The following is a 19,554-nucleotide window of genomic DNA, read 5'->3' on the forward strand; positions in this document are numbered from 1 at the left end:
GCGTTTCGACTGCGTCGGAAGTGGGGCGCATTATAAGGGGATTCGAAACCCCGTCAACACTTATTTTCAAAAAACTTTCATATCGCTGAAAAGCAAAGCGGGGAGGCCTGATGGCCTCCCCGCTTCTATATAGTCTCCTCCAGATAACTGGAAGACACCATTACTCAGCTTTCAAGGTAATGCGAGCGAATGCCTTCTTACCTGCCTGACAAACGTGGGTTGCCCCCAGAGCGAAGACGAACCCGCGGTCGACTACCGCGCCATCCACCTTCACACCACCAGCATTGAGCAGGTCGCGAGCGGCGGCGGAGTTCTTCACCAAGCCAGCCTTGTTCAATACTGCCGCGATCGGCATGTCTTCCTGGGCGACCACTTCAACCTCAGGCAGATCCTCCGGCAGCTCGCCATCCTTCATGCGGTTGCCTGCTGCACGGTGCGCATTGGCTGCAGCCTCTTCACCATGGAAGCGCGCCACGATCTCTTCAGCCAGCTTGATCTTGATATCGCGCGGATTGGCGCCCTTCTCCACGTCAGCACGGAACTGGTTGATCTCTTCCATAGAGCGGAAGCTCAGCAATTCGAAATAGCGCCACATCAAGGTGTCCGGAATCGAGACCAGCTTGCTGTACATCACACCCGGGGCTTCCTGGATACCGACATAGTTGCCCAGGGATTTGGACATCTTCTTCACGCCATCGAGCCCTTCGAGCAGCGGCATGGTGACGATGTTCTGCGCCTCCTGACCGTAGGCACGCTGCAGCTCGCGCCCCATCAGCAGATTGAACTTCTGATCGGTACCACCGAGCTCGACATCCGCCTTGAGCGCAACCGAGTCGTACCCCTGTACCAGCGGATACAAGAACTCATGGATCGCGATCGGCTGGTTGCTGCTATAGCGTTTGTCGAAGTCATCGCGCTCGAGCATGCGCGCAACGGTGTACTGGGAGGCCAGACGAATAAAGTCGGCCGGCGTCAGCTTGTCCATCCACGTGGAGTTGAACGCGACTTCGGTCTTGGCCGGATCAAGGATCTTGAACACCTGCTGTTTATAGGTCTCGGCGTTATCCAGCACCTGCTCACGAGTCAGCGGCGGGCGGGTGGCACTCTTGCCACTCGGATCACCGATCATGCCGGTGAAGTCACCGATCAGGAAAATGACCTGATGACCAAGATCCTGGAACTGGCGCAGCTTGTTGATCAGCACAGTGTGGCCAAGGTGCAGGTCCGGCGCAGTCGGGTCGAAGCCCGCCTTGATACGCAGGGGCTGGCCGCGCTTGAGCTTCTCCACCAGTTCCGACTCGACCAATACCTCTTCCGCACCGCGCTTGATAAGCGCCAGCTGCTCTTCAACCGACTTCATAGACAGACCCGCAAGGCTCAGATTCAAGGGGAGCCAACCATACAAGATCGGCCATCAATTACAAGTTTCGCAAAGGAATGTGACCCAGATGGCGCATTGCGGCGTCTACGCGCCCTTGCGCGAAACTGGATTTGGTTATATTTTATACAGTTATTTCATCTTCATCATGTCATTCATCTTTTCCATTTCACCTTTTTCAAAGTCACCTCACCTATGACCAACGAGACGCCTAAAGCGCCCCCGCTTTATCCGAAAAGCCATTTGTTGGCCGCCAGCGGCATCGCCGCCTTGCTCAGCCTGGCTTTGCTGGTATTTCCCTCCAGCGAAGTCGAAGCCAAGAAGACCACCCTCAACCTGGAGCTGGAAACCCCGGCCGAGCAGTTGAAGGACGAGTCCAAGGCCGCCCCCCTGGTTCAAGCCGAGAACGACCAAAGCTCCCCTTTTGCCCAGGTCGAAGAGGCCGAACCTGCAACCAAGCAGGCTGAGCAGCAAGCGCCAGCCGCAGAGGAAAAAGCCAAGGAAACCGTCGAGGCCAAGCTGCCTGGCCATCGTGAAGTCGCGGTTGCGCGCGGCGACACCCTTTCGACACTGTTCGCCAAGGTCGGCTTGCCTGCCAATGTGGTCCATGACGTCCTGGCCAGCGGAAAGCAGGCCAAGCAGTTCAGCCAACTCAAGCATGGCCAGGTGCTGCAGTTCGAACTCGACAAGGATGGCCAACTGGCCAGCCTGCACAGCAAGGTCAGCAACCTCGAAACCATTCGCCTGACCAAGACCGCCAAGGGCTACAGCTTCAATCGGGAGATCAGCAAGCCAGTGGTGCGTACCGCATATGCCCATGGCGTGATCAAGAGCTCGCTGTCGGCCTCCGCCAAGCGCGCCGGCCTGTCACACAGCATGACCATGGACATGGCCCGCGTCCTCGGCTACGACATCGACTTCGCCCAGGACATCCGCCCTGGCGATGAATTCGACGTGGTCTACGAGCAGAAGGTCATGGACGGCAAGGTCGTCGGCACCGGCAGCATCCTGTCCGCACGCTTCACCAACCGCGGCAAGACCTACACTGCGGTGCGCTACACCAACAAGCAGGGCAATACCAGCTATTACACCGCCGATGGCAACAGCCTGCGCAAGGCATTCATCCGTACGCCGGTGGACTACGCCCGCATCAGCTCGCGCTTCTCTGCCGGCCGCAAACATCCGATTCTCAACAAGATCCGCGCCCACAAAGGTGTGGACTACGCAGCACCCCGCGGCACGCCAATCAAGGCCGCAGGTGATGGCAAAGTACTCCTGGCGGGCCGTCGTGGCGGTTACGGCAATACTGTGATCATTGCCCACGGCAACTCCTACAAGACGCTCTATGGTCACATGCAGGGCTTCGCCAAGGGTGTCAAGACCGGCAGTTCGGTCAAGCAAGGCCAGGTGATCGGCTACATCGGCACTACCGGCCTGTCTACCGGCCCACACCTGCACTATGAGTTCCAGGTCAATGGCGTGCATGTCGACCCGTTGAGCCAGAAGGTGCCCATGGCCGACCCGATCGCCCGCTCCGAGCGCCAACGCTTCTTGCAGCAGAGTCAACCCCTGATCGCCCGTATGGATCAGGAAAAAGCCACCCTGCTCGCCGCCAACAAGCGCTGATCCATGGCGCTTTATCTGGGTGTGATGTCCGGAACCAGCCTCGATGGCCTGGACATCGCACTGATCGAACAAAGCGAGCAGCCCCGTCTGCTCGCCACTCATTACACCCCCATGCCTTCTGACCTACGTCAGGAACTGCTCGCGCTCTGCGCCAGCGGCCCTGACGAGATCGCCCGTGCCGCACTGGCGGAGAACCGCTGGGCAAGCCTGGCTGCGGAAGGTGTACGCCAACTCCTGGCAAACCAAGGCCTGGACGCCAGGGCCATCCGCGCAATCGGCAGCCACGGCCAGACCATCCGCCACGAGCCGGCCCGCGGATTCACTGTACAGATCGGCAACCCCGCACTGCTGGCCGAGCTGACCGGCGTCTGCGTGGTAGGTGACTTTCGCCGTCGCGACGTGGCCGCAGGTGGCCAGGGTGCCCCGCTGGTCCCCGCATTCCATGAAGCGCTGTTCGGCCATGTGGGCCAACGCGTGGCCATTCTGAACGTTGGCGGGTTCAGCAACCTCAGCCTGATCGAGCAAGACAAGCCCGTCCGCGGTTTCGACTGCGGCCCAGGCAACGTACTTCTTGACGCCTGGATCGAACGCAAGCGCGGTCAGACCTATGACGCCAACGGCGCCTGGGCGGCCAGCGGTCAGGTCATCGATACGTTGCTGGCCAAGCTTCTGGCCGACCCCTTCTTTGCCGGGAGCGGCCCCAAGAGCACCGGTCGAGAAGTGTTCAACCTCCCCTGGCTGGATGCTCACCTGGCGCAACTGCCGGCCTATCGAGACGAAGATGTACAGGCCACTCTGCTGGAGCTGACCGCCCGCAGCATCATCGACTCGTTGCTTGGCGCTCAATCGGGCACCGAGGCCCTGCTGGTCTGCGGCGGCGGCGCTCGCAACGGAGCATTGATGGGTCGCCTGGCAGCGCTGCTGCCCTCAGCCCAGGTCAGCAGCACCGCCGTCCATGGGGTGGACCCGGACTGGGTAGAGGGCATGGCCTTCGCCTGGCTGGCTCATTGCTGCCTCGAGCACATCCCAGCCAACCGCCCCAGCGTGACCGCCGCCCGGGGCCTGCGCGTTCTCGGGGCGATCTATCCGGCCTGACAATTCCATAGAATGCAAAACGCCGCGCAATTGCGCGGCGTTTTCGTAGCAGGGGCGACCTCAGATCGAGAACGAGGAACCGCAACCGCAGGTCGTCGTGGCGTTGGGGTTCTTGATCACGAAGCGCGAACCTTCCAGGCCTTCTTGATAGTCCACCTCGGCGCCTGCGAGGTATTGGAAACTCATCGGGTCCACTACCAGGGATACACCTTCGCGCTCGACAATGGTGTCGTCCTCGGCCACTTCTTCATCGAAGGTGAAGCCATACTGGAAGCCCGAGCAACCACCGCCGGTCACGAACACGCGCAGCTTCAGGCGATCATTGCCTTCCTCGGTGACCAGGGTCTTCACCTTGTGCGCAGCACCTTGGGTGAATTCCAAAGCCGTGGGGGTGAAGGTTTCGACGCTCATGTTGACTCTCCCGGCGCAGTGCCGCCATAAAACTCGATGACGCGCATTATCCGCTTCTCCGAGAAAATTGGTCAAGAATTGTGCGGCTTTAGTCGCGCCAAATGAAAAGGCCCGCACGAAGGCGGGCCTTTTCGTGCAAGAACCGCTTACGGCAACAGACCCGCATGGGAAAGCCCCATGCGCTCGTCCAGGCCAAACAGGATGTTCAGGTTCTGTACCGCCTGGCCGGAAGCACCCTTGACCAGGTTGTCGATGACCGACAGCACCACCACCAGATCGCCCCCCTGCGGACGATGCACGGCAATGCGGCAGACGTTGGCACCACGTACGCTGCGGGTCTCGGGATGGCTGCCAGCAGGCATCACGTCGACGAACGGCTCATCGGCATAGCGCTTCTCGAACAGCGCCTGCAGATCGACAGAGGTGTCGGCGACGGTCGCGTAAAGGGTGGCATGAATACCACGGATCATCGGTGTCAGGTGCGGCACGAACGTCAGTCCGACATCTTTGCCTGCGGCCAAGCGCAGGCCCTGGCTGATCTCCGGCAAATGGCGATGGCCTTTGACCGCGTAGGCTTTCATGCTTTCGCCGGCCTCGCAGAACAGCGAGCCCACGGCAGCGCCACGACCGGCGCCGCTCACGCCGGATTTGCAGTCGGCGATCAGTCGCGATGGGTCGGCCAAGCCCGCCTCGAGCAGCGGCAGGAAGCCCAACTGGGTGGCGGTCGGGTAGCAACCGGGCACCGCGATCAGGCGCGCCTGGCGGATCTTCTCGCGGTTGACCTCCGGCAGGCCATACACCGCATCCTTCAGCAGTTCAGGGGCGCCGTGAGGCTGGCCGTACCATTTGCCCCACTCCACGGCATCCTGCAGGCGGAAGTCGGCCGAGAGGTCGATGACCTTGGTTCCGGCAGCCAGCAGCTCGCCAGCCAGGGCATGGGCTACACCGTGGGGGGTGGCGAAGAACACCACGTCACAGGCGCCCAAGGTCTTGCTGTCCGGCACGCTGAAGGCCAGGCCATCATAATGACCGCGCAGGTTCGGATACATGTCGGCGACCGCAACGCCCGCCTCGGAGCGCGACGTGATGACCGCGACCTCAGCCTGTGGGTGCTGCGCCAGCAGACGCAACAGTTCGACACCGGTGTAACCCGTGCCGCCGACGATACCGACCTTGATCATAACGCTTGCCCCTTATCAACGAGCCCACTGGAAAGCGCACGATAATAGGGGCCTGGGGCCTCTGTAACAACTCTTCGGATACCCCATTGGACACTTGACCGCTACTATCTGACGACCGTGAATCCTGAAGGAACTCCCCCATGCTTTATCTATGGATCAAGGCCCTGCATATCGTCAGTGTGGTCTGCTGGTTCGCCGGGCTGTTCTACCTCCCGCGCCTGTTCGTCTACCACGCCCAAAGCCAGGATAGCCTCAGCCAGGAGCGCTTCGTCACCATGGAGCGCAAGCTGTACCGCGGCATCATGAACCCGGCGATGATCGCAACCTATGTCTTCGGCGCCTGGATGCTCTACCTCACTCCCGGCTGGCTGAGCCAGGGCTGGCTGCACGCCAAGCTCACCCTGGTGGCCCTGCTGACGGTCTACCACCATATGTGCGGCGCCCAGCGGAAGCGCTTCGCCACTGGCACCAATACGCGCGGGCATGTGTTCTACCGTTGGTTCAACGAAGTGCCTGTGCTGTTCCTGTTGGGCATCGTGATGCTGGTGGTGGTCAAGCCGTTCTGAGCCCGAGGGAACGTGCGCTGGCAGGCGTCTCTCAGACGCCAGCTTGAACGGGTAGCAAAAGGCAACACCTTCCCCGGGCACGCTGTACACTAGGCGCCCGTTTTCGGCCCCAGGAGCCTTGCATGACCCGTTACGCCATGATCACCGGTGCTTCCAGCGGCCTAGGGCTTGCCCTGGCGGAAGCCCTGGCACGGCGCGGGCGCAACCTGATCCTCGTGGCCCGCCACCGCGAGACCCTGGAGCCGGTCGCCATCGAGCTGACCCAGCGCTTTGGCGTCGAAGTGCTGTTCCGGGCCTGTGACCTGAGCCAACCCCTGCGCCTGTCGGGTTTCGTGCTGGAGCTCGAAGAAGGCGAACGACACATCGACCTGCTGGTCAACTGTGCCGGCCAGCGGACCTATGGGCCGTTCCTTGCCCATGAATGGGCCGACGAGCAGGATCTGCTGGAAGTCAACGTCCTTGCCCTGAGCCGCCTGTGTCATGCCATTGGCAACCTGATGGCGTTGCACGGCGGCGGGCAGATCCTCAATATCGCAGCCTTGGCCAGCGCCGCGCCCGGCCCATGGATGGCCACCTACGCGGCCAGCAAGGCCTATGTGGTGAGCTTCTCCGAGGCGCTTCGCGAAGAGCTCAAGCGCGCCGGGATCAAAGTCTCGGTCCTGTGTCCCGGGCCGATCCGCTCCCCACGACGACGCATTCCTCGCCTGGACAACAGCTCACGCTGCCTGAGCCCAGAGGAAGTTGCGCTCTATACCGTGCGTGCGCTGGACAAAAATCGCGCGCTGATCATGCCCGGACGGCGCAATCGCTGGCTGGCGCGTCTCCCCCGCCTCATGCCGCGCTGGCTGACACGCAAGCTGGCAGGCGTCATCCACCGACGCTACTGCCCGATCGGCGTCGAATAGCCACTGGGCGAGCGTCGTCGCGCTGGGTACACTCGGCCCGGACACTCACCATGGAGTACGAGCTGTGGAGACTCTCTTCACCAAGATCATCAACCGGGAGATCCCGGCGAAGATCATCTACGAGGACGACCAGGTTCTGGCCTTCCACGATATCGCCCCGCAGGCACCCGTGCATTTTCTGGTCATCCCGAAAAAGCACATCCGCACCCTCAACGATCTGACCGAAGAAGATAAAGGCCTGGCCGGTCATATCCTGTTCACAGCCCAGCGTCTGGCCAAGGAGCTCGGCTGCGAGGATGGCTTCCGCGTGGTCATGAACTGCAATGAGCAGGGCGGCCAGACGGTCTATCACATCCACATGCACGTGCTCGGCCAGCGTCAGATGCACTGGCCGCCGGGCTGATCCAGGGCAACCGCCCCCTTCCCGATTGCGGTAAACTGTCGGGCACACTCTAGCGGAGGTGCCCGATGGCTACCGAACGTCACTACTCGCCGCTCGACCGCTTGTTGCTGCAGGCCGATACCGCCATGCGCACCTTGCTGCCCTTCAGCGGCCAACCTGCCCGTCCATCCCCGGCCATCGTCCAACCCGATGCCGAACTGGACGAAAGCCAAACGCGCCATATCGCCGGCCTCATGCGTATCAACCATACCGGCGAGGTTTGCGCACAGGCGCTCTATCAGGGCCAGGCCCTGACCGCCAAGTTGCCCCAAGTGCGCAAGGCCATGGAGCATGCCGCCGAGGAAGAAGTCGACCACCTGGCCTGGTGCGAGCAACGCATCCGCCAGCTGGGCAGTCACCCGAGCGTGCTCAACCCACTGTTCTACGGCATGTCCTTCGGCATCGGCGCACTCGCCGGCCTGGTCAGCGACAAGGTCAGCCTGGGCTTCGTCGCGGCGACCGAGCACCAAGTGTGCAAACACTTGGATGAGCACCTTGAACAACTGCCCCAGGAAGACGAAAAATCCCGGGCGATCCTCGAACAGATGCGGGTCGATGAAGAGCAGCACGCGGAGTCCGCGCTCGAAGCCGGCGGCTACCGCTTCCCGGCCCCTGTGCGCTTCGGCATGAGCCTGATGGCCAAGGTGATGACCAAGAGCACCTACCGCATCTGAAGGGCACGAACATGACGGAACGTTTCGACGCCAAGGATCTGGCTCGCGCCGTGGGCGCCGGCATTCTCCAACCGGGACAGGACCAAGCCCTACTGGCCTTCCTGCGCCAGCAACCGCAAACCCGCGGCACTTTCCAGCTTGCCCATGTGGCGTTCTACTTCGGCGCATTGCTGATCATGGGCGCCATGGGCTGGCTGCTCACAGAAGCCTGGATGAGCATCGGCGATTCGGCGCTGTTGGCCGTCACCTCGCTCTACATCATCCTGCTGACATTGATTGCCCTGAAGCTGCAACGCCAGGACCAGCCCATCGCCGCCGGCGTGCTGGCGGCGGTCGCGGTGAGCATTGTGCCCTTGGCTGTGTTCGCCATCGAGCGCCTCGCTGGCTGGTGGCCTCTGGACGATATCCAAAGCGACTATCACCAGTACTACACATACGTGCAGGGCGGCTGGGTGTTGATGGAGGCAGCCACGGTGGTCGCGGGCCTGCTGATGCTGCGCCTGGTTCCCTTCCCCTTTATCGTGATGCCAATGGCCGTGGCCCTGTGGTTCATGTCCATGGACCTGAGCGAATGGTTTTTCGGCTCGCCGTTCAGCTGGGAACAGCGCCGCACGGTCTCGCTGTGGTTCGGTATGGCGCTACTGGCAGTGTTCATCGTGATCGATGGGCGCACCCGCCGGGACTATGCAGGCTGGGGCTACCTAGCAGGGCTGGCGGCATTCTGGGGCGGCCTGACGCTGATGGACAGCGGCAGCGAGCTGGGCAAGGCGCTGTACTGCGTAATCAACCTTTGCCTGATGGGCCTGGCGGTGCTGTTGCGCCGTCCGGTGTTCATGGTCTTTGGCTCCATGGGCGTGGCAGCCTATCTGGGCTACCTCTCCTACGACGTATTCGCCGACTCGCTGCTCTTCCCGCTGGTGCTGACCGTGATCGGCCTAGGCGTGATCGGGCTGGGCTTGCTGTACCAAAAAAAGCGCGAACAGCTGAGCCAGTCGCTGCGGGCACGCCTGCCACAATGGTTGCAGCAAGCGTTGCCCGCGCTTCGTAACTGAACGATTCCCGGGCTGTGACGCGGCCCATCGAGGGCTACGCCAGCCCGCAGAGTCGACGCCGAGGGCTACAGAGCAGCCCCCAGGCGGCCATTCAACCCAGCTCGACGATCTCGTAGCCGTGGGTGATTTCCACACCGGCGCGATCGAGCATGATCGAGGCCGAGCAGTATTTTTCCGCCGACAACTCCACCGCACGCTTGACTTGGGCTTCCTTCAGCCCACGGCCCTTGACCACGAAGTTCAGGTGGATCTTGGTGAACACCTTGGGGTCTTCGCTGGCGCGCTCGGCTTCCAGGAAGGCCTCACAGCTCTCCACGGCCTGGCGGGACTTCTTGAGGATACTCACCACATCGAAGCTGCTGCAGCCGCCCAGGCCGAGCAGCAGCATTTCCATGGGGCGCACGCCCAGGTTCCGACCACCTGCCTCGGGCGGGCCATCCATGACCACGACATGGCCGCTCCCCGACTCGCCGAGGAACATCGCTTCACCGGCCCACTGGATGCGTGCCTTCATGTATCTGGACTCCAAGATGCTTGAGAAAAGGTCGTCAGCTTAGTCCTTGTGGCGCTCTCGGAAAAGCGCAACACGCGCGGCTTTATTACCATTGCAAGCGGCCGTGTCTGATAAGCTGACGCCAAATGACTGGCGCTCGACGCCTGCGTCCTATAAAAACTGCATTGCCTCGCCTCGAACAGGACTTCGTGATGGTTGCCTCCGCCCTACCCGCCAAGATCAAGAACATCGACAAGCTGTTAGCGCACTGTCAGCGCCGCCGCTATACCGCCAAGAGCAACATCATTTGCGCCGGAGACCGGGCGGAAACGCTGTCCTTCATCATCAAGGGCTCGGTGACCATCTTGATCGAGGATGACGATGGCCATGAAATGATCATCGCCTACCTCAATAGCGGAGACTTCTTCGGTGAACTGGGTCTGTTCGAGTCCGCAGGGCAAGAACAGCAGCGCAGCGCCTGGGTCCGTGCCAAGACCGAGTGTGAAGTGGCTGAAATCAGCTACGACAAGTTCCGTGAACTGGCCCGCCAGGACCCGGACATTCTTTACGCCCTGGGCAGCCAGATGGCCCAGCGCCTGCGCAACACCACGCGCAAGGTGGGTGATCTGGCTTTCGTCGATGTCACTGGTCGCGTTGCCCGCTGCCTGCTCGACCTGTGCAAGCAGCCCGACGCCATGACCCACCCGGACGGCATGCAGATCAAGATCACCCGTCAGGAGATCGGGCGCATCGTCGGCTGTTCACGGGAGATGGTCGGGCGTGTGCTCAAGGACCTCGAGGAGCGCAGCCTGGTCCAGGTCAAAGGCAAGACCATGGTGGTCCACGGCACCCGCTAGTCGCGAGGGATCGCCGCGATCGTCTCGTTGTAGGCCTGGCTCAGGCGCTCGAACCATGGCGCCTCGGGCACCACTTCATGCAGGGCGATGTGGCTGTCGGCTCGGCAACGCTGCTCCAGATCACAGCATTCGTTGAAGCGGTTGACCGCCGCGACCATCGACTCGCGCTCGTTGTCCAGCAGCAATGCGCCATGCACCAGCACGACGGCGCGCTTACCCCCCAAACCCTGGCGCCAGCGCTGGGCAGTGCCGACCAGCTTGCGGCCATTGAGATTGACGTTGTATCGACCGTCACAGAACGCGCCGTCGATCTCGCCCACCGAAGCCACACCGCCCCACTCGCGCAGCACATCGCACAGCGGCAGACACAGACGCTCGTAGGCATTCTCGATACGTCCATGATCCCCTTCACTGCGTGGGGCAACGTAGACCAGTGCCACGTTCACCGTGGAATGGGACTGCGGCACTGGCTCACCGCCTGTCTCGCGCAGTAACACAGGCCAGCCTGCAATGGCCAACTCGGCGCAAGCCGTCTCGAAATGCTCGAGACGGCTCATGCGTCGCGGCATCACCAAGGCATGGTCAGTGGGGCGCCAGAACAGCACGCCGGCATCACGTTCACCGCGGCACACTTCGGCCAGCAGTTCCTGCTCGGCATGCAGGCCTTGTTCGACGGTCAGCGCCAGGGGTTGGTCGGTCATTGATCCACCTAAAGATGTCGTTTGCATAAGCCCTTTCGCGAGCAAACTTACGAAAAGGCCAGAACAGGCATACAAAAAAGCCGGCAAACGCCGGCTTCGAATCGATCAGTCCAGTTCCTGAACCACGGTTTTCACCGCACGCTCGGGGAAGAACAGTCGCTGCAGCTCCAGCCCCGGCTGCTCGGCGCGCATGAACGCTTCACCGACCAGGAACGAGTAGACCTCGTTGATTTCCATCAGCTCCACGTCGGCTCGGTTGAGAATGCCGCTCTCGGTGATGGCGAGACGATCCCGTGGAATGCGCGGCAACAGGTCCAGCGTGGTCTCCAGGCTCACCTCGAAGGTGTGCAGGTTGCGGTTGTTGACACCGACCAGCGGCGTATCAAGGGTGTTCAACGCACGCTCCAGCTCATCGCCATCATGCACTTCCACCAGGACATCGAGCCCGACAGACTTGGCGGTGGCCGCCAGTTCAGCCATGCGTACGTCGTCCAGCGCGGCAACGATCAGCAAGACGCAATCGGCACCCAAGGCACGGGCCTCGACCACTTGGTAAGGATCGATGAGGAAGTCTTTGCGGATCACCGGCAGCTTGCACGCCGCGCGGGCCTGCTGCAGGTAGGCATCGCCGCCCTGAAAATAATCCACGTCGGTCAGTACCGACAGGCAGGTGGCCCCGCCCTTTTCGTAGCTGACGGCGATGTCGGCCGGTACGAAGTGCTCGCGGATCACGCCCTTGCTGGGCGAGGCTTTCTTGATTTCGGCGATCACCGCCGGCTGCTTGCGCTTGGCCTGCTCGAGCAAGGCGTTGGCAAAGCCTCGCGGAGCGTCGGCTGCCTTGGCCATGCGCTCCAACTCGGCCAGGCTGACCCGGGCGCTGCGTTCGGCCACTTCCTCGACCTTGCGGGCGAGGATCTTCTCCAGCACCGTCGGTACGCTCATGCTTCGTTCTCCTGCTTGAATACCGCGGTAAAGGCACCCAGCTCCTGCAGCTTCTCCCAGGCAAGGCCGGTGTGCAGCACGTCATGGGCGAGTTCCACACCGCTCTTGAGGCTCATGGCATGGTCGGCGGCATAGAGCGCCGCGCCAGCATTGAGCACGATCATCTCGGCGGCCTTCTGGCCATTCTCGGTCTTGCGCCGGCCAAGGGCATCGCGGATCAGCTCCAGCGAAGCCTGCGGGCCTTCGACAGCCAGGCCATGCAGACTCTGGCTCTTCATGCCGAGGTCTTCAGGCTCGACCCAATACTCGGTGATCTGGTCATTCTTCAGCTCTGCCACGAAGGTCGGTGCGGCCAGGCTGAACTCGTCCAGCCCGTCCTTGGAGTGCACTACCAGCACATGCTTGCTGCCCAGGCGCTGCAGCACCTCGGCCAGTGGACGGCACAGGGCCTGGGTGAACACCCCGACCACCTGATGTTTCACACCGGCCGGATTCGTAAGCGGGCCCAGCATGTTGAACAGGGTACGCAGCCCCAGATCACGGCGCGGACCGGCAGCATGCTTCATGGCACTGTGGTGGGTCTGGGCGAACATGAAGCCGATCCCAAGGCTGTCGATGCAGCGGGCGACCTGAACCGGCGTCAGGTTCAGGTAAATGCCAGCGGCCTCCAGCAGGTCAGCGCTGCCACTCTTGCCGGATACCGCGCGGTTGCCATGCTTGGCGACCGGGCAGCCCGCCGCCGCCAGGACAAAGGCCGAAGCGGTGGAAACGTTGAAAATGTTGGCGCCATCACCGCCGGTGCCGACGATGTCGACCACGCCGTCGAGGGTCTGCAGCTCTACCTTGTTGCACAGCTCACGCATCACCGACACGGCACCGACGATCTCGTCGATGCTCTCGCTCTTCATGCGCATGCCCATCAGGAAGGCACCGATCTGCGCCTCGCTGCATTGGCCCGTCATGATCTGGCGCATGACAGCGCGCATTTCTTCGGTGGTCAGGTCCAAGTGGCCGACGATACGGCTCAACGCGCTCTTGATATCCATGCTCGCTCCTTAGCGGTGGCCGCCGGTCTGCTTGAGGAAGTTGGCGAACAGTTCGTGGCCCTGCTCAGTGAGGATCGACTCAGGGTGGAACTGCACCCCTTCGATGTTCAGCGTCTTGTGGCGCAGGCCCATGATCTCGTCGACCGAGCCGTCGGCGTGGGCCGTCCAGGCGGTGACTTCCAGGCAGTCGGGCAGGGTTTCGCGCTTGACCACCAGCGAATGGTAGCGAGTCACGGTGAGTGGATTGTTCAGACCGGCGAAAACACCCAGGTCACGATGATGAACCGGGCTGGTCTTGCCATGCATCACTTGGCGGGCACGGACCACGTCGCCGCCGAAGGCCTGGCCGATGGACTGATGCCCCAGGCAGACGCCGAGGATCGGCAGCTTGCCGGCAAAATGCAGGATGGCCTCGATGGAAACCCCCGCCTCGCTCGGCGTGCAAGGGCCAGGGGAAACGACGATGCGCTCAGGGTTGAGGGCTTCGATCTGGGCGATGGTCATTTCATCGTTGCGAATGACCTTGACCTCGGCGCCCAGCTCGCCCAGGTACTGGACGACGTTGTAGGTAAAGGAGTCGTAATTGTCGATCATCAGTAACATCGGGCTGAACCTCTTGAATCTACTGACTTTGAATTCGAACCTTCCAATGTCGGTCGCAAGCGCGGGCTGTCCGCAGCGGGCGGTGGGTGAAGCGACTGGAAGGCAAACGGGGCGGGCCGGACAGGCCGGCAGGAGATAAAGTCAGGCGCGCCAACGCCAACGGGCGTGGGCCTTGATAACGCGCATCAAGAGTTTGCTGACGATCAACACAGGATAGGTCTCGCTTATACGTCACGGCACAGTAGCCTACCGGGACGACGGGTGCAATATGCCCGTAAATACGGAGAAACGAATCCACTTGGATCGAATTCCCTCAGCTTTGTTAAGGTCAATCGGGTTGTTCCGACAAAAATAAAGAAAAGGACCTTCTGCGATGCGCAAACCACGCTTTCTTCGTCCTCTGATGGGGCTTCTGGCCCTTTCCTGCAGCCAGGCCATGGCAGCGCCCTCGCCCTACTCCTCCCTCATCGTGTTCGGCGACAGCCTCAGCGATGCCGGACAGTTCGGCCTGCGCTTCACCAACCGCAATGCCGATGGCAGCTATGCGCCGGTCACACCAATGATCCTGGGCAACCGGCTGGGTGTTCCGTCCGATGAGCTCAACCCCTCCACCTCCATCGGCACCCGGCCCGATGGCAACAACTGGGCCGTCGGCGGCTATACCACGCAACAGATACTCGACTCGATCACCGAGACCTCACGGACCGTCATCCCTCCGGGACGCCCCGGGGCGGGAACGGTGCTGCGCGAGCGTGACGGCTACCTGGCCAATGGTTTGCGCGCCGATCCAAACGCCTTGTACTACCTGACCGGAGGCGGCAACGACTTCCTCCAAGGCCTGGTCAATACACCGGCTGACGCCGCAGCCGCTGGCGCACGCCTGGCAGCGAGTGCCCAAGCCCTGCAACAAGGCGGGGCGCGCTACATCATGGTCTGGCTGTTGCCGGACCTGGGACAGACACCCAACTACAGTGGCACGCCATTGCAAGGCCCACTGTCGCAACTGTCCGGTGTGTTCAATCAGTCGTTGCTGAGCCAACTTGGCCGGATCGACGCGCAGATCATCCCCCTTAACATTCCAGGCCTGCTCCAGGAGGCCTTGGCGAACCCTGCCGACTTCGGGCTGGCCGCCGGGCAGAATCTGGTCGGCACTTGCTACAGCGGCGAAGGCTGTGTGGGCAACCCGGTGTACGGGGCCAACGGCACCACACCGGATCCCACCAAGTTGCTGTTCAACGATTCGGTACACCCCACCATCGCCGGCCAGAAACTGATCGCCGACTACGGCTACTCGATCCTCGCCGCGCCATGGGAGCTGACTCTGCTGCCGGAAATGGCCCACGGCAACCTGCGGGCCCATCAGGACGAGCTTCGCAACCAATGGCAGACACCATGGCAGGCCATCGGTCAATGGCAACCCTTTGTCGCCACTGGCGCTCAGGACCTGGACTTCGATAATCAGCGCGGAGCCGTCAGTGCAGACGGGCGCGGTTACAACCTGACCCTAGGTGGCAGCTATCGAGTCGACGACGCGTGGCGCATCGGCCTCGCGGCAGGCGTGAACCGACAGAAGCTCGAAGCCGGCGAATACGACTCGGACTACAAGCTCGACAGCTACCTCGCCACGGTTTTTGCCCAGTATCGCCAGCACCGCTGGTGGGCCGACGCGGCATTGACCGCAGGGCACCTGGACTATCACGACCTCAAGCGTACATTTGCGCTCGGCGTGGGTGAGCGCAGCGAGAAAGGCGACACCGATGGCGAGGCCTGGGCGGTTACCGGCCGGCTGGGCTACGACCTGACGGTCGAGCAGAGTGCCTGGCAGCTGTCGCCCTTCGTCAGCGCCGACTATGCCCGGGTCAAAGTCGACGGTTACGAGGAAAAGAGCGGACGCTCCACCGCCCTGGCCTACGATGACCAAGACAGAACCTCACGGCGCCTGGGCGTTGGCCTGCAGGGTGGCTATCTGCTCACAGCGGGTACCCGGCTGTTTGCCGAAGTCGCTCGAGAGCACGAGTTCGAAGACGATCGCCAGGACCTGACCCTGAACCTCGCCAGCCTGCCGGCCCATGACTTCACACTCACGGGCTATACACCGGACAGCAACCTGACACGCGCCAGCCTGGGGCTGACCCATGAGCTGGTACCTGGGGTGCACCTGCGGGGCAACTACAACTGGCGCAAGAGCGATGCAGTGACACAGCAAGGCATCGGCCTGGCGCTGAGCATGGACTTCTGAATGGAGGGGGCAGTCTGCGGACCGTCGCGTCGCCTGTTTCGCGGGTAAACCCCCTCCTACAGGATCTGCGGTGTCATCAAGGGGACAGGAGAGCCCGCGAACCGGCCTGCGCGAGGGCTGCACGGCACGCCAAAGAAAAACGGCGCCATTGGGGCGCCGTTCGATCCATCGTTCATCAGGCTTGTGGCGTCTGCTCCGCCAAGGCCACAGCGCGGAACATGGCCCGGCGCTTGTTGATGGTTTCTTCCCACTCCAGCGCTGGCACCGAGTCAGCGACGATGCCACCACCCGCCTGCACATGCAGCTCGCCGTCCTTGATCACTGCAGTACGGATGGCGATAGCGGTGTCCATGTTGCCATTCCAGGCCAGGTAGCCCACGGCACCGCCGTAGACGCCACGCTTGACCGGTTCCAACTCGTCGATGATCTCCATGGCACGGATCTTCGGCGCACCCGACAGGGTACCGGCCGGGAGGATCGCGCGCAGGGCGTCCATCGCTGTCAGGCCCTCACGCAATTGGCCTGTGACGTTGGAGACGATGTGCATGACGTTGGAGTAGCGCTCGATGACCATCTTCTCGGTCAGACGCACGCTGCCGGTGGACGACACCCGGCCCACATCGTTGCGGCCCAGGTCGATGAGCATCAGGTGTTCGGCGATTTCCTTGTCGTCGGACAGCAGGTCGTCTTCCAGTGCCCGGTCGGCTTCCTCGGTGGCGCCGCGTGGTCGGGTCCCGGCGATCGGCCGCACGGTGACCAGATTATCCTCGACACGTACCAGCACTTCCGGCGAGCTGCCCACGACATGGAAATCACCGAAGTTGAAGAAGTACATGTAAGGCGTCGGGTTGAAGCAGCGCAGCGCCCGATACAGGTCGATAGGGGCGGCCTTGAAATCGATGGACATACGCTGGGACGGCACCACCTGCATGCAGTCGCCGGCCAGGATGTATTCCTTGATACGTCCGACTGCGTTCTCGTAGTCCTCGCGGGTATAGCTGGAGCGGAACGCAGGCTCGGCGGCGAGCGGGCCGCTCAGGTCCAGGCCGCGGCGCGGGGTGATCGGCTCGCGCAGCTTGGCCAGCAGGCCCTGCAGTCGCGCCTGGCCTTGCTCATAGGCTTGCTCCTGGGCGGGGTCCACCAGCACGATCGCGTGCATCTTGCCGGCCAGGTTGTCGAACACCACCACCGCGTCGGAGACCATCAGCAGGATGTCCGGCACGCCCAGCGGGTCCGGGTTCGGACACGCGCCCAGGCGCTTTTCCACATACCGCACGCAGTCATAGCCAAAGTAGCCGACCAAGCCGCCGTTGAAGCGCGGCAGCCCCGGGATATCAGCGACCTTGTAGCGATCCTTGAACGCCTCGACGAAGGCCAGCGGGTCTTCCACGTCGTGGCTTTCCACCTGCACACCGTCCTGCAGGATGCTGGCGTGGTAGCCATGCACGCGCAGCACGGTGCGCGACGGCAGGCCGATCATCGAGTAACGGCCCCACTTCTCACCGCCCTGCACAGACTCGAGCAGGTAGGAGTTGGGTTGGTCGGCCAGTTTCAGATAAATCGACAGCGGCGTGTCGAAGTCGGCCAGGGTTTCACAGGCCAGGGGAATGCGGTTGTAGCCGGCAGCGGCCAGGCGCAGGAATTCTTCGCGGGTCATGGGTAGCCTCGTGGCAAGCAGCAATGGGGTCGGGCAAGCGGACGGGCCGGCAGGCGCCGGCGGGCAGAAGTCAGGCGCGCCAGCGCCAGCGGGCCAGGGCCTTGATGACTTTCATCCAGAACTTGCCGGTAACCGCCACGGTGGATTCTCTGTCTTGTGAGGCTTGAAGGTCCGCCAACGTTATCCCAGTGGCCGGGACTAAGCAACCTGGCAGCAGAGCGCGCAGATCATCGATGACCAGGCTGGGGGACTCCTCGTCGATCGGCCGGCCATGGTTGTAGCCATAGGTCAGGCCTACACACTTGACGCCCGCCGCCTTGGCCGCCAGCACATCGCTGCGCGAGTCGCCGACAAACAACGCCTGCTCGGGACGCACGCCGGCCATCTTCATGACGAACAACAGCGCTGCCGGGTCGGGCTTTTTCTGAGGCAGCGTGTCGCCGCCGATGATCCAGCGGAAGTAGCGCCCGATCTTCATCTGATCGAGCAGTGGCCCGACGAAGCGCTCGGGCTTGTTGGTGATCAGTGCCATTTCCACGCCGCGCTTGCGCAGCCAGCGCAGGGTATCGCGCACGCCGGGGTAGATCACCGTCAGGTCATGGCTTTGGCCGTAGGCCTCCATGAACAGGGCCAGGCCCTGCTCGGCCAAGGCGTCATCGACAGCAGCGTGGTCCAGGCCACCGGCCAGGGCGCGGCGGACCAGGACCTGGGCGCCATTGCCGACCCAGTGGCGTACTGCCTCCAGGCCTGCGGGCGGGCGCCCCATCTGGAGCAGCATGCGATCCACGGCGGCGGCAAGGTCAGGGACAGAATCGATCAGGGTGCCATCCAGATCGAACATCACCAGCCTTGGCAGCGCCCCCGGGAACAGCTGCTCGAAGCCACTCATGGGCGGGCCTGAGCCAGTTCGGCGCGCATTTTGGCGATGACTTCCTGGTAGTCCGGCGCATTGAAGATCGCCGAGCCGGCCACGAAGGTATCGGCACCGGCGGCGGCGATTTCGCGGATGTTGTTGACGTTGACGCCACCGTCGATCTCCAGGCGGATATCACGGCCGCTGGCGTCGATCAGCGCGCGGGCTTCGCGTAGCTTGTCGAGGGTGCCCGGAATGAACTTCTGGCCGCCGAAGCCTGGGTTGACGCTCATCAAGAGCACCATGTCGATCTTGTCCATCACATACTTGAGCGCTTCCAGGCTGGTGGCCGGGTTGAACACCAGGCCAGCCTTGCAGCCACCGTCGCGGATCAGCTGCAGAGAGCGGTCGATGTGCTGGGACGCTTCAGGGTGGAAGGTGATGTAGGTGGCGCCCGCTTCGATGAAGTCACCGATGATGCGGTCGACCGGGCTGACCATCAGGTGCACATCGATCGGCGCGGTCACGCCGTACTTGCGCAGTGCGCTGCAGACCATCGGACCGATGGTCAGGTTGGGCACGTAGTGGTTGTCCATTACATCGAAGTGAACGATGTCGGCCCCGGCGGCCAGCACCTTGTCGACGTCCTCGCCCAAGCGGGCGAAATCGGCGGAGAGGATGGAGGGGGCAATAGCGTAGGGCTGCATGGCGCACCTGTTGGCAGAAATCACGGTGGCGCGCATTGTAACTCAGGCAAACGAATGAAGGCTGATTGGTATCAATCGCTGTCAATCTGGTTTTGCGACTGCTTGGTGAACCTTCGGGGCGCAAGG

The 19,554-nt window shown here is 62.4% G+C and carries 20 protein-coding genes; 9 read left to right on the plus strand and 11 right to left on the minus strand.

The window, feature by feature from the left end; translation table 11 throughout:
* Window positions 1-160 precede the first annotated feature (160 nt).
* Window positions 161-1,360 (minus strand): tyrosine--tRNA ligase, encoded by a 1,200-nt coding sequence (tyrS, locus tag ACNFCH_RS22330; protein WP_416743872.1) that lies wholly within the window; start codon window positions 1,358-1,360, stop codon window positions 161-163.
* 213 nt (window positions 1,361-1,573) lie between these two features.
* On the opposite strand from tyrS, the gene ACNFCH_RS22335 reads away from it, so the two are divergent.
* Window positions 1,574-3,004, plus strand: a complete 1,431-nt coding sequence (locus tag ACNFCH_RS22335; protein ID WP_337159252.1) for a peptidoglycan DD-metalloendopeptidase family protein — start codon at window positions 1,574-1,576, stop codon at window positions 3,002-3,004.
* Window positions 3,005-3,007: 3 nt separating this feature from the next.
* The gene (locus tag ACNFCH_RS22340) at window positions 3,008-4,099 is read left to right on the plus strand and encodes an anhydro-N-acetylmuramic acid kinase (RefSeq protein WP_416743874.1); all 1,092 of its coding nucleotides are present in this window, start codon (window positions 3,008-3,010) and stop codon (window positions 4,097-4,099) included.
* A 60-nt stretch (window positions 4,100-4,159) separates the two neighbouring features.
* On the opposite strand, the gene erpA is transcribed toward ACNFCH_RS22340, so the two are convergent.
* Both erpA and argC read right to left on the minus strand, forming a co-directional pair.
* Window positions 4,160-4,510 (minus strand): iron-sulfur cluster insertion protein ErpA, encoded by a 351-nt coding sequence (erpA, locus tag ACNFCH_RS22345; protein ID WP_196165416.1) that lies wholly within the window; start codon window positions 4,508-4,510, stop codon window positions 4,160-4,162.
* Between the two features lie 146 nt (window positions 4,511-4,656).
* The gene (gene argC / locus ACNFCH_RS22350; protein ID WP_368830267.1) at window positions 4,657-5,691 is read right to left on the minus strand and encodes an N-acetyl-gamma-glutamyl-phosphate reductase; all 1,035 of its coding nucleotides are present in this window, start codon (window positions 5,689-5,691) and stop codon (window positions 4,657-4,659) included.
* Window positions 5,692-5,831: 140 nt separating this feature from the next.
* Here argC and hemJ point away from each other — a divergent pair, with 140 nt between their 5' ends.
* The 5 genes from hemJ (at window position 5,832) to ACNFCH_RS22375 (ending at window position 9,330) form a co-directional block, all read left to right on the plus strand.
* Complete coding sequence (gene hemJ / locus ACNFCH_RS22355; RefSeq protein WP_416743877.1) at window positions 5,832-6,257, plus strand: protoporphyrinogen oxidase HemJ; 426 nt, start codon at window positions 5,832-5,834, stop codon at window positions 6,255-6,257.
* A gap of 122 nt (window positions 6,258-6,379) precedes the next feature.
* On the plus strand, window positions 6,380-7,162 hold the full coding sequence (locus ACNFCH_RS22360; protein ID WP_337159248.1) for an SDR family oxidoreductase: 783 nt from the start codon (window positions 6,380-6,382) through the stop codon (window positions 7,160-7,162).
* Window positions 7,163-7,226: 64 nt separating this feature from the next.
* Complete coding sequence (locus tag ACNFCH_RS22365; protein WP_070090631.1) at window positions 7,227-7,565, plus strand: histidine triad nucleotide-binding protein; 339 nt, start codon at window positions 7,227-7,229, stop codon at window positions 7,563-7,565.
* Between the two features lie 65 nt (window positions 7,566-7,630).
* Window positions 7,631-8,278, plus strand: a complete 648-nt coding sequence (gene coq7, locus ACNFCH_RS22370; RefSeq protein ID WP_070090632.1) for a 2-polyprenyl-3-methyl-6-methoxy-1,4-benzoquinone monooxygenase — start codon at window positions 7,631-7,633, stop codon at window positions 8,276-8,278.
* A gap of 11 nt (window positions 8,279-8,289) precedes the next feature.
* A complete protein-coding gene (locus ACNFCH_RS22375) occupies window positions 8,290-9,330 on the plus strand; it encodes a DUF2157 domain-containing protein (protein WP_416743880.1) in 1,041 nt (346 codons plus the stop codon).
* A gap of 91 nt (window positions 9,331-9,421) precedes the next feature.
* On the opposite strand, the gene ACNFCH_RS22380 is transcribed toward ACNFCH_RS22375, so the two are convergent.
* Window positions 9,422-9,844 (minus strand): OsmC family protein, encoded by a 423-nt coding sequence (locus ACNFCH_RS22380; RefSeq protein ID WP_028689009.1) that lies wholly within the window; start codon window positions 9,842-9,844, stop codon window positions 9,422-9,424.
* Between the two features lie 191 nt (window positions 9,845-10,035).
* On the opposite strand from ACNFCH_RS22380, the gene crp reads away from it, so the two are divergent.
* Window positions 10,036-10,680: a cAMP-activated global transcriptional regulator CRP gene (gene crp / locus ACNFCH_RS22385; RefSeq protein ID WP_416743883.1), complete on the plus strand. Its 645-nt coding sequence runs from the start codon at window positions 10,036-10,038 to the stop codon at window positions 10,678-10,680.
* Here the strand turns inward: crp and ACNFCH_RS22390 are convergent.
* The 4 genes from ACNFCH_RS22390 to ACNFCH_RS22405 form a co-directional block, all read right to left on the minus strand.
* Window positions 10,677-11,381: a lipoate--protein ligase family protein gene (locus tag ACNFCH_RS22390; protein ID WP_196165409.1), complete on the minus strand. Its 705-nt coding sequence runs from the start codon at window positions 11,379-11,381 to the stop codon at window positions 10,677-10,679. The two genes, crp and ACNFCH_RS22390, sit on opposite strands and share 4 nt — an antisense overlap.
* 105 nt (window positions 11,382-11,486) lie before the next feature.
* Window positions 11,487-12,323 (minus strand): indole-3-glycerol phosphate synthase TrpC, encoded by an 837-nt coding sequence (trpC, locus tag ACNFCH_RS22395; RefSeq protein ID WP_196165408.1) that lies wholly within the window; start codon window positions 12,321-12,323, stop codon window positions 11,487-11,489.
* Window positions 12,320-13,369, minus strand: coding sequence for an anthranilate phosphoribosyltransferase (trpD, locus tag ACNFCH_RS22400; protein ID WP_070090637.1), 1,050 nt, complete (start codon window positions 13,367-13,369; stop codon window positions 12,320-12,322). The genes trpC and trpD overlap by 4 nt, the downstream gene beginning before the upstream one ends.
* A 9-nt stretch (window positions 13,370-13,378) precedes the next feature.
* Complete coding sequence (locus tag ACNFCH_RS22405; protein ID WP_016497723.1) at window positions 13,379-13,972, minus strand: aminodeoxychorismate/anthranilate synthase component II; 594 nt, start codon at window positions 13,970-13,972, stop codon at window positions 13,379-13,381.
* Window positions 13,973-14,345: 373 nt separating this feature from the next.
* Between ACNFCH_RS22405 and estP the strand changes: the two genes are divergently transcribed.
* Window positions 14,346-16,211 carry an esterase EstP gene (gene estP, locus ACNFCH_RS22410; RefSeq protein ID WP_337159246.1) on the plus strand — a complete coding sequence of 622 codons (1,866 nt, stop codon included), beginning with the start codon at window positions 14,346-14,348 and terminating at the stop codon, window positions 16,209-16,211.
* Window positions 16,212-16,386: 175 nt separating this feature from the next.
* On the opposite strand, the gene trpE is transcribed toward estP, so the two are convergent.
* From trpE to rpe, 3 genes are all read right to left on the minus strand, one after another.
* Entirely contained in the window at window positions 16,387-17,868 is a 1,482-nt protein-coding gene (gene trpE / locus ACNFCH_RS22415; protein ID WP_196165405.1) for an anthranilate synthase component I, read from the minus strand.
* Window positions 17,869-17,938: 70 nt separating this feature from the next.
* Entirely contained in the window at window positions 17,939-18,757 is an 819-nt protein-coding gene (locus tag ACNFCH_RS22420) for a phosphoglycolate phosphatase (protein ID WP_337159245.1), read from the minus strand.
* Window positions 18,754-19,428 carry a ribulose-phosphate 3-epimerase gene (gene rpe / locus ACNFCH_RS22425; RefSeq protein WP_196165403.1) on the minus strand — a complete coding sequence of 225 codons (675 nt, stop codon included), beginning with the start codon at window positions 19,426-19,428 and terminating at the stop codon, window positions 18,754-18,756. The genes ACNFCH_RS22420 and rpe overlap by 4 nt, the downstream gene beginning before the upstream one ends.
* Between the last annotated feature and the right edge of the window lie 126 nt (window positions 19,429-19,554).

This window comes from Pseudomonas sp. NY15354 (assembly GCF_048068075.1).
Taxonomy (GTDB): Bacteria; Pseudomonadota; Gammaproteobacteria; order Pseudomonadales; family Pseudomonadaceae; genus Aquipseudomonas; species Aquipseudomonas guariconensis_C.

What these genes read in the sequence shown, in the direction of transcription:
- crp (WP_416743883.1), top strand. Translation starts at nt 10,036, where the DNA reads ATGGTTGCCTCCGCCCTACCCGCCAAGATCAAGAACATCGACAAGCTG.
- coq7 (WP_070090632.1), top strand. Translation starts at nt 7,631, where the DNA reads ATGGCTACCGAACGTCACTACTCGCCGCTCGACCGCTTGTTGCTGCAG.
- trpD (WP_070090637.1), bottom strand. Translation starts at nt 13,369, where the DNA reads ATGGATATCAAGAGCGCGTTGAGCCGTATCGTCGGCCACTTGGACCTG.
- ACNFCH_RS22405 (WP_016497723.1), bottom strand. Translation starts at nt 13,972, where the DNA reads ATGTTACTGATGATCGACAATTACGACTCCTTTACCTACAACGTCGTC.
- ACNFCH_RS22360 (WP_337159248.1), top strand. Translation starts at nt 6,380, where the DNA reads ATGACCCGTTACGCCATGATCACCGGTGCTTCCAGCGGCCTAGGGCTT.
- ACNFCH_RS22335 (WP_337159252.1), top strand. Translation starts at nt 1,574, where the DNA reads ATGACCAACGAGACGCCTAAAGCGCCCCCGCTTTATCCGAAAAGCCAT.
- erpA (WP_196165416.1), bottom strand. Translation starts at nt 4,510, where the DNA reads ATGAGCGTCGAAACCTTCACCCCCACGGCTTTGGAATTCACCCAAGGT.
- ACNFCH_RS22340 (WP_416743874.1), top strand. Translation starts at nt 3,008, where the DNA reads ATGGCGCTTTATCTGGGTGTGATGTCCGGAACCAGCCTCGATGGCCTG.
- trpE (WP_196165405.1), bottom strand. Translation starts at nt 17,868, where the DNA reads ATGACCCGCGAAGAATTCCTGCGCCTGGCCGCTGCCGGCTACAACCGC.
- ACNFCH_RS22420 (WP_337159245.1), bottom strand. Translation starts at nt 18,757, where the DNA reads ATGAGTGGCTTCGAGCAGCTGTTCCCGGGGGCGCTGCCAAGGCTGGTG.
- ACNFCH_RS22380 (WP_028689009.1), bottom strand. Translation starts at nt 9,844, where the DNA reads ATGAAGGCACGCATCCAGTGGGCCGGTGAAGCGATGTTCCTCGGCGAG.
- trpC (WP_196165408.1), bottom strand. Translation starts at nt 12,323, where the DNA reads ATGAGCGTACCGACGGTGCTGGAGAAGATCCTCGCCCGCAAGGTCGAG.
- estP (WP_337159246.1), top strand. Translation starts at nt 14,346, where the DNA reads ATGCGCAAACCACGCTTTCTTCGTCCTCTGATGGGGCTTCTGGCCCTT.
- tyrS (WP_416743872.1), bottom strand. Translation starts at nt 1,360, where the DNA reads ATGAAGTCGGTTGAAGAGCAGCTGGCGCTTATCAAGCGCGGTGCGGAA.
- ACNFCH_RS22390 (WP_196165409.1), bottom strand. Translation starts at nt 11,381, where the DNA reads ATGACCGACCAACCCCTGGCGCTGACCGTCGAACAAGGCCTGCATGCC.
- hemJ (WP_416743877.1), top strand. Translation starts at nt 5,832, where the DNA reads ATGCTTTATCTATGGATCAAGGCCCTGCATATCGTCAGTGTGGTCTGC.
- argC (WP_368830267.1), bottom strand. Translation starts at nt 5,691, where the DNA reads ATGATCAAGGTCGGTATCGTCGGCGGCACGGGTTACACCGGTGTCGAA.
- ACNFCH_RS22375 (WP_416743880.1), top strand. Translation starts at nt 8,290, where the DNA reads ATGACGGAACGTTTCGACGCCAAGGATCTGGCTCGCGCCGTGGGCGCC.
- rpe (WP_196165403.1), bottom strand. Translation starts at nt 19,428, where the DNA reads ATGCAGCCCTACGCTATTGCCCCCTCCATCCTCTCCGCCGATTTCGCC.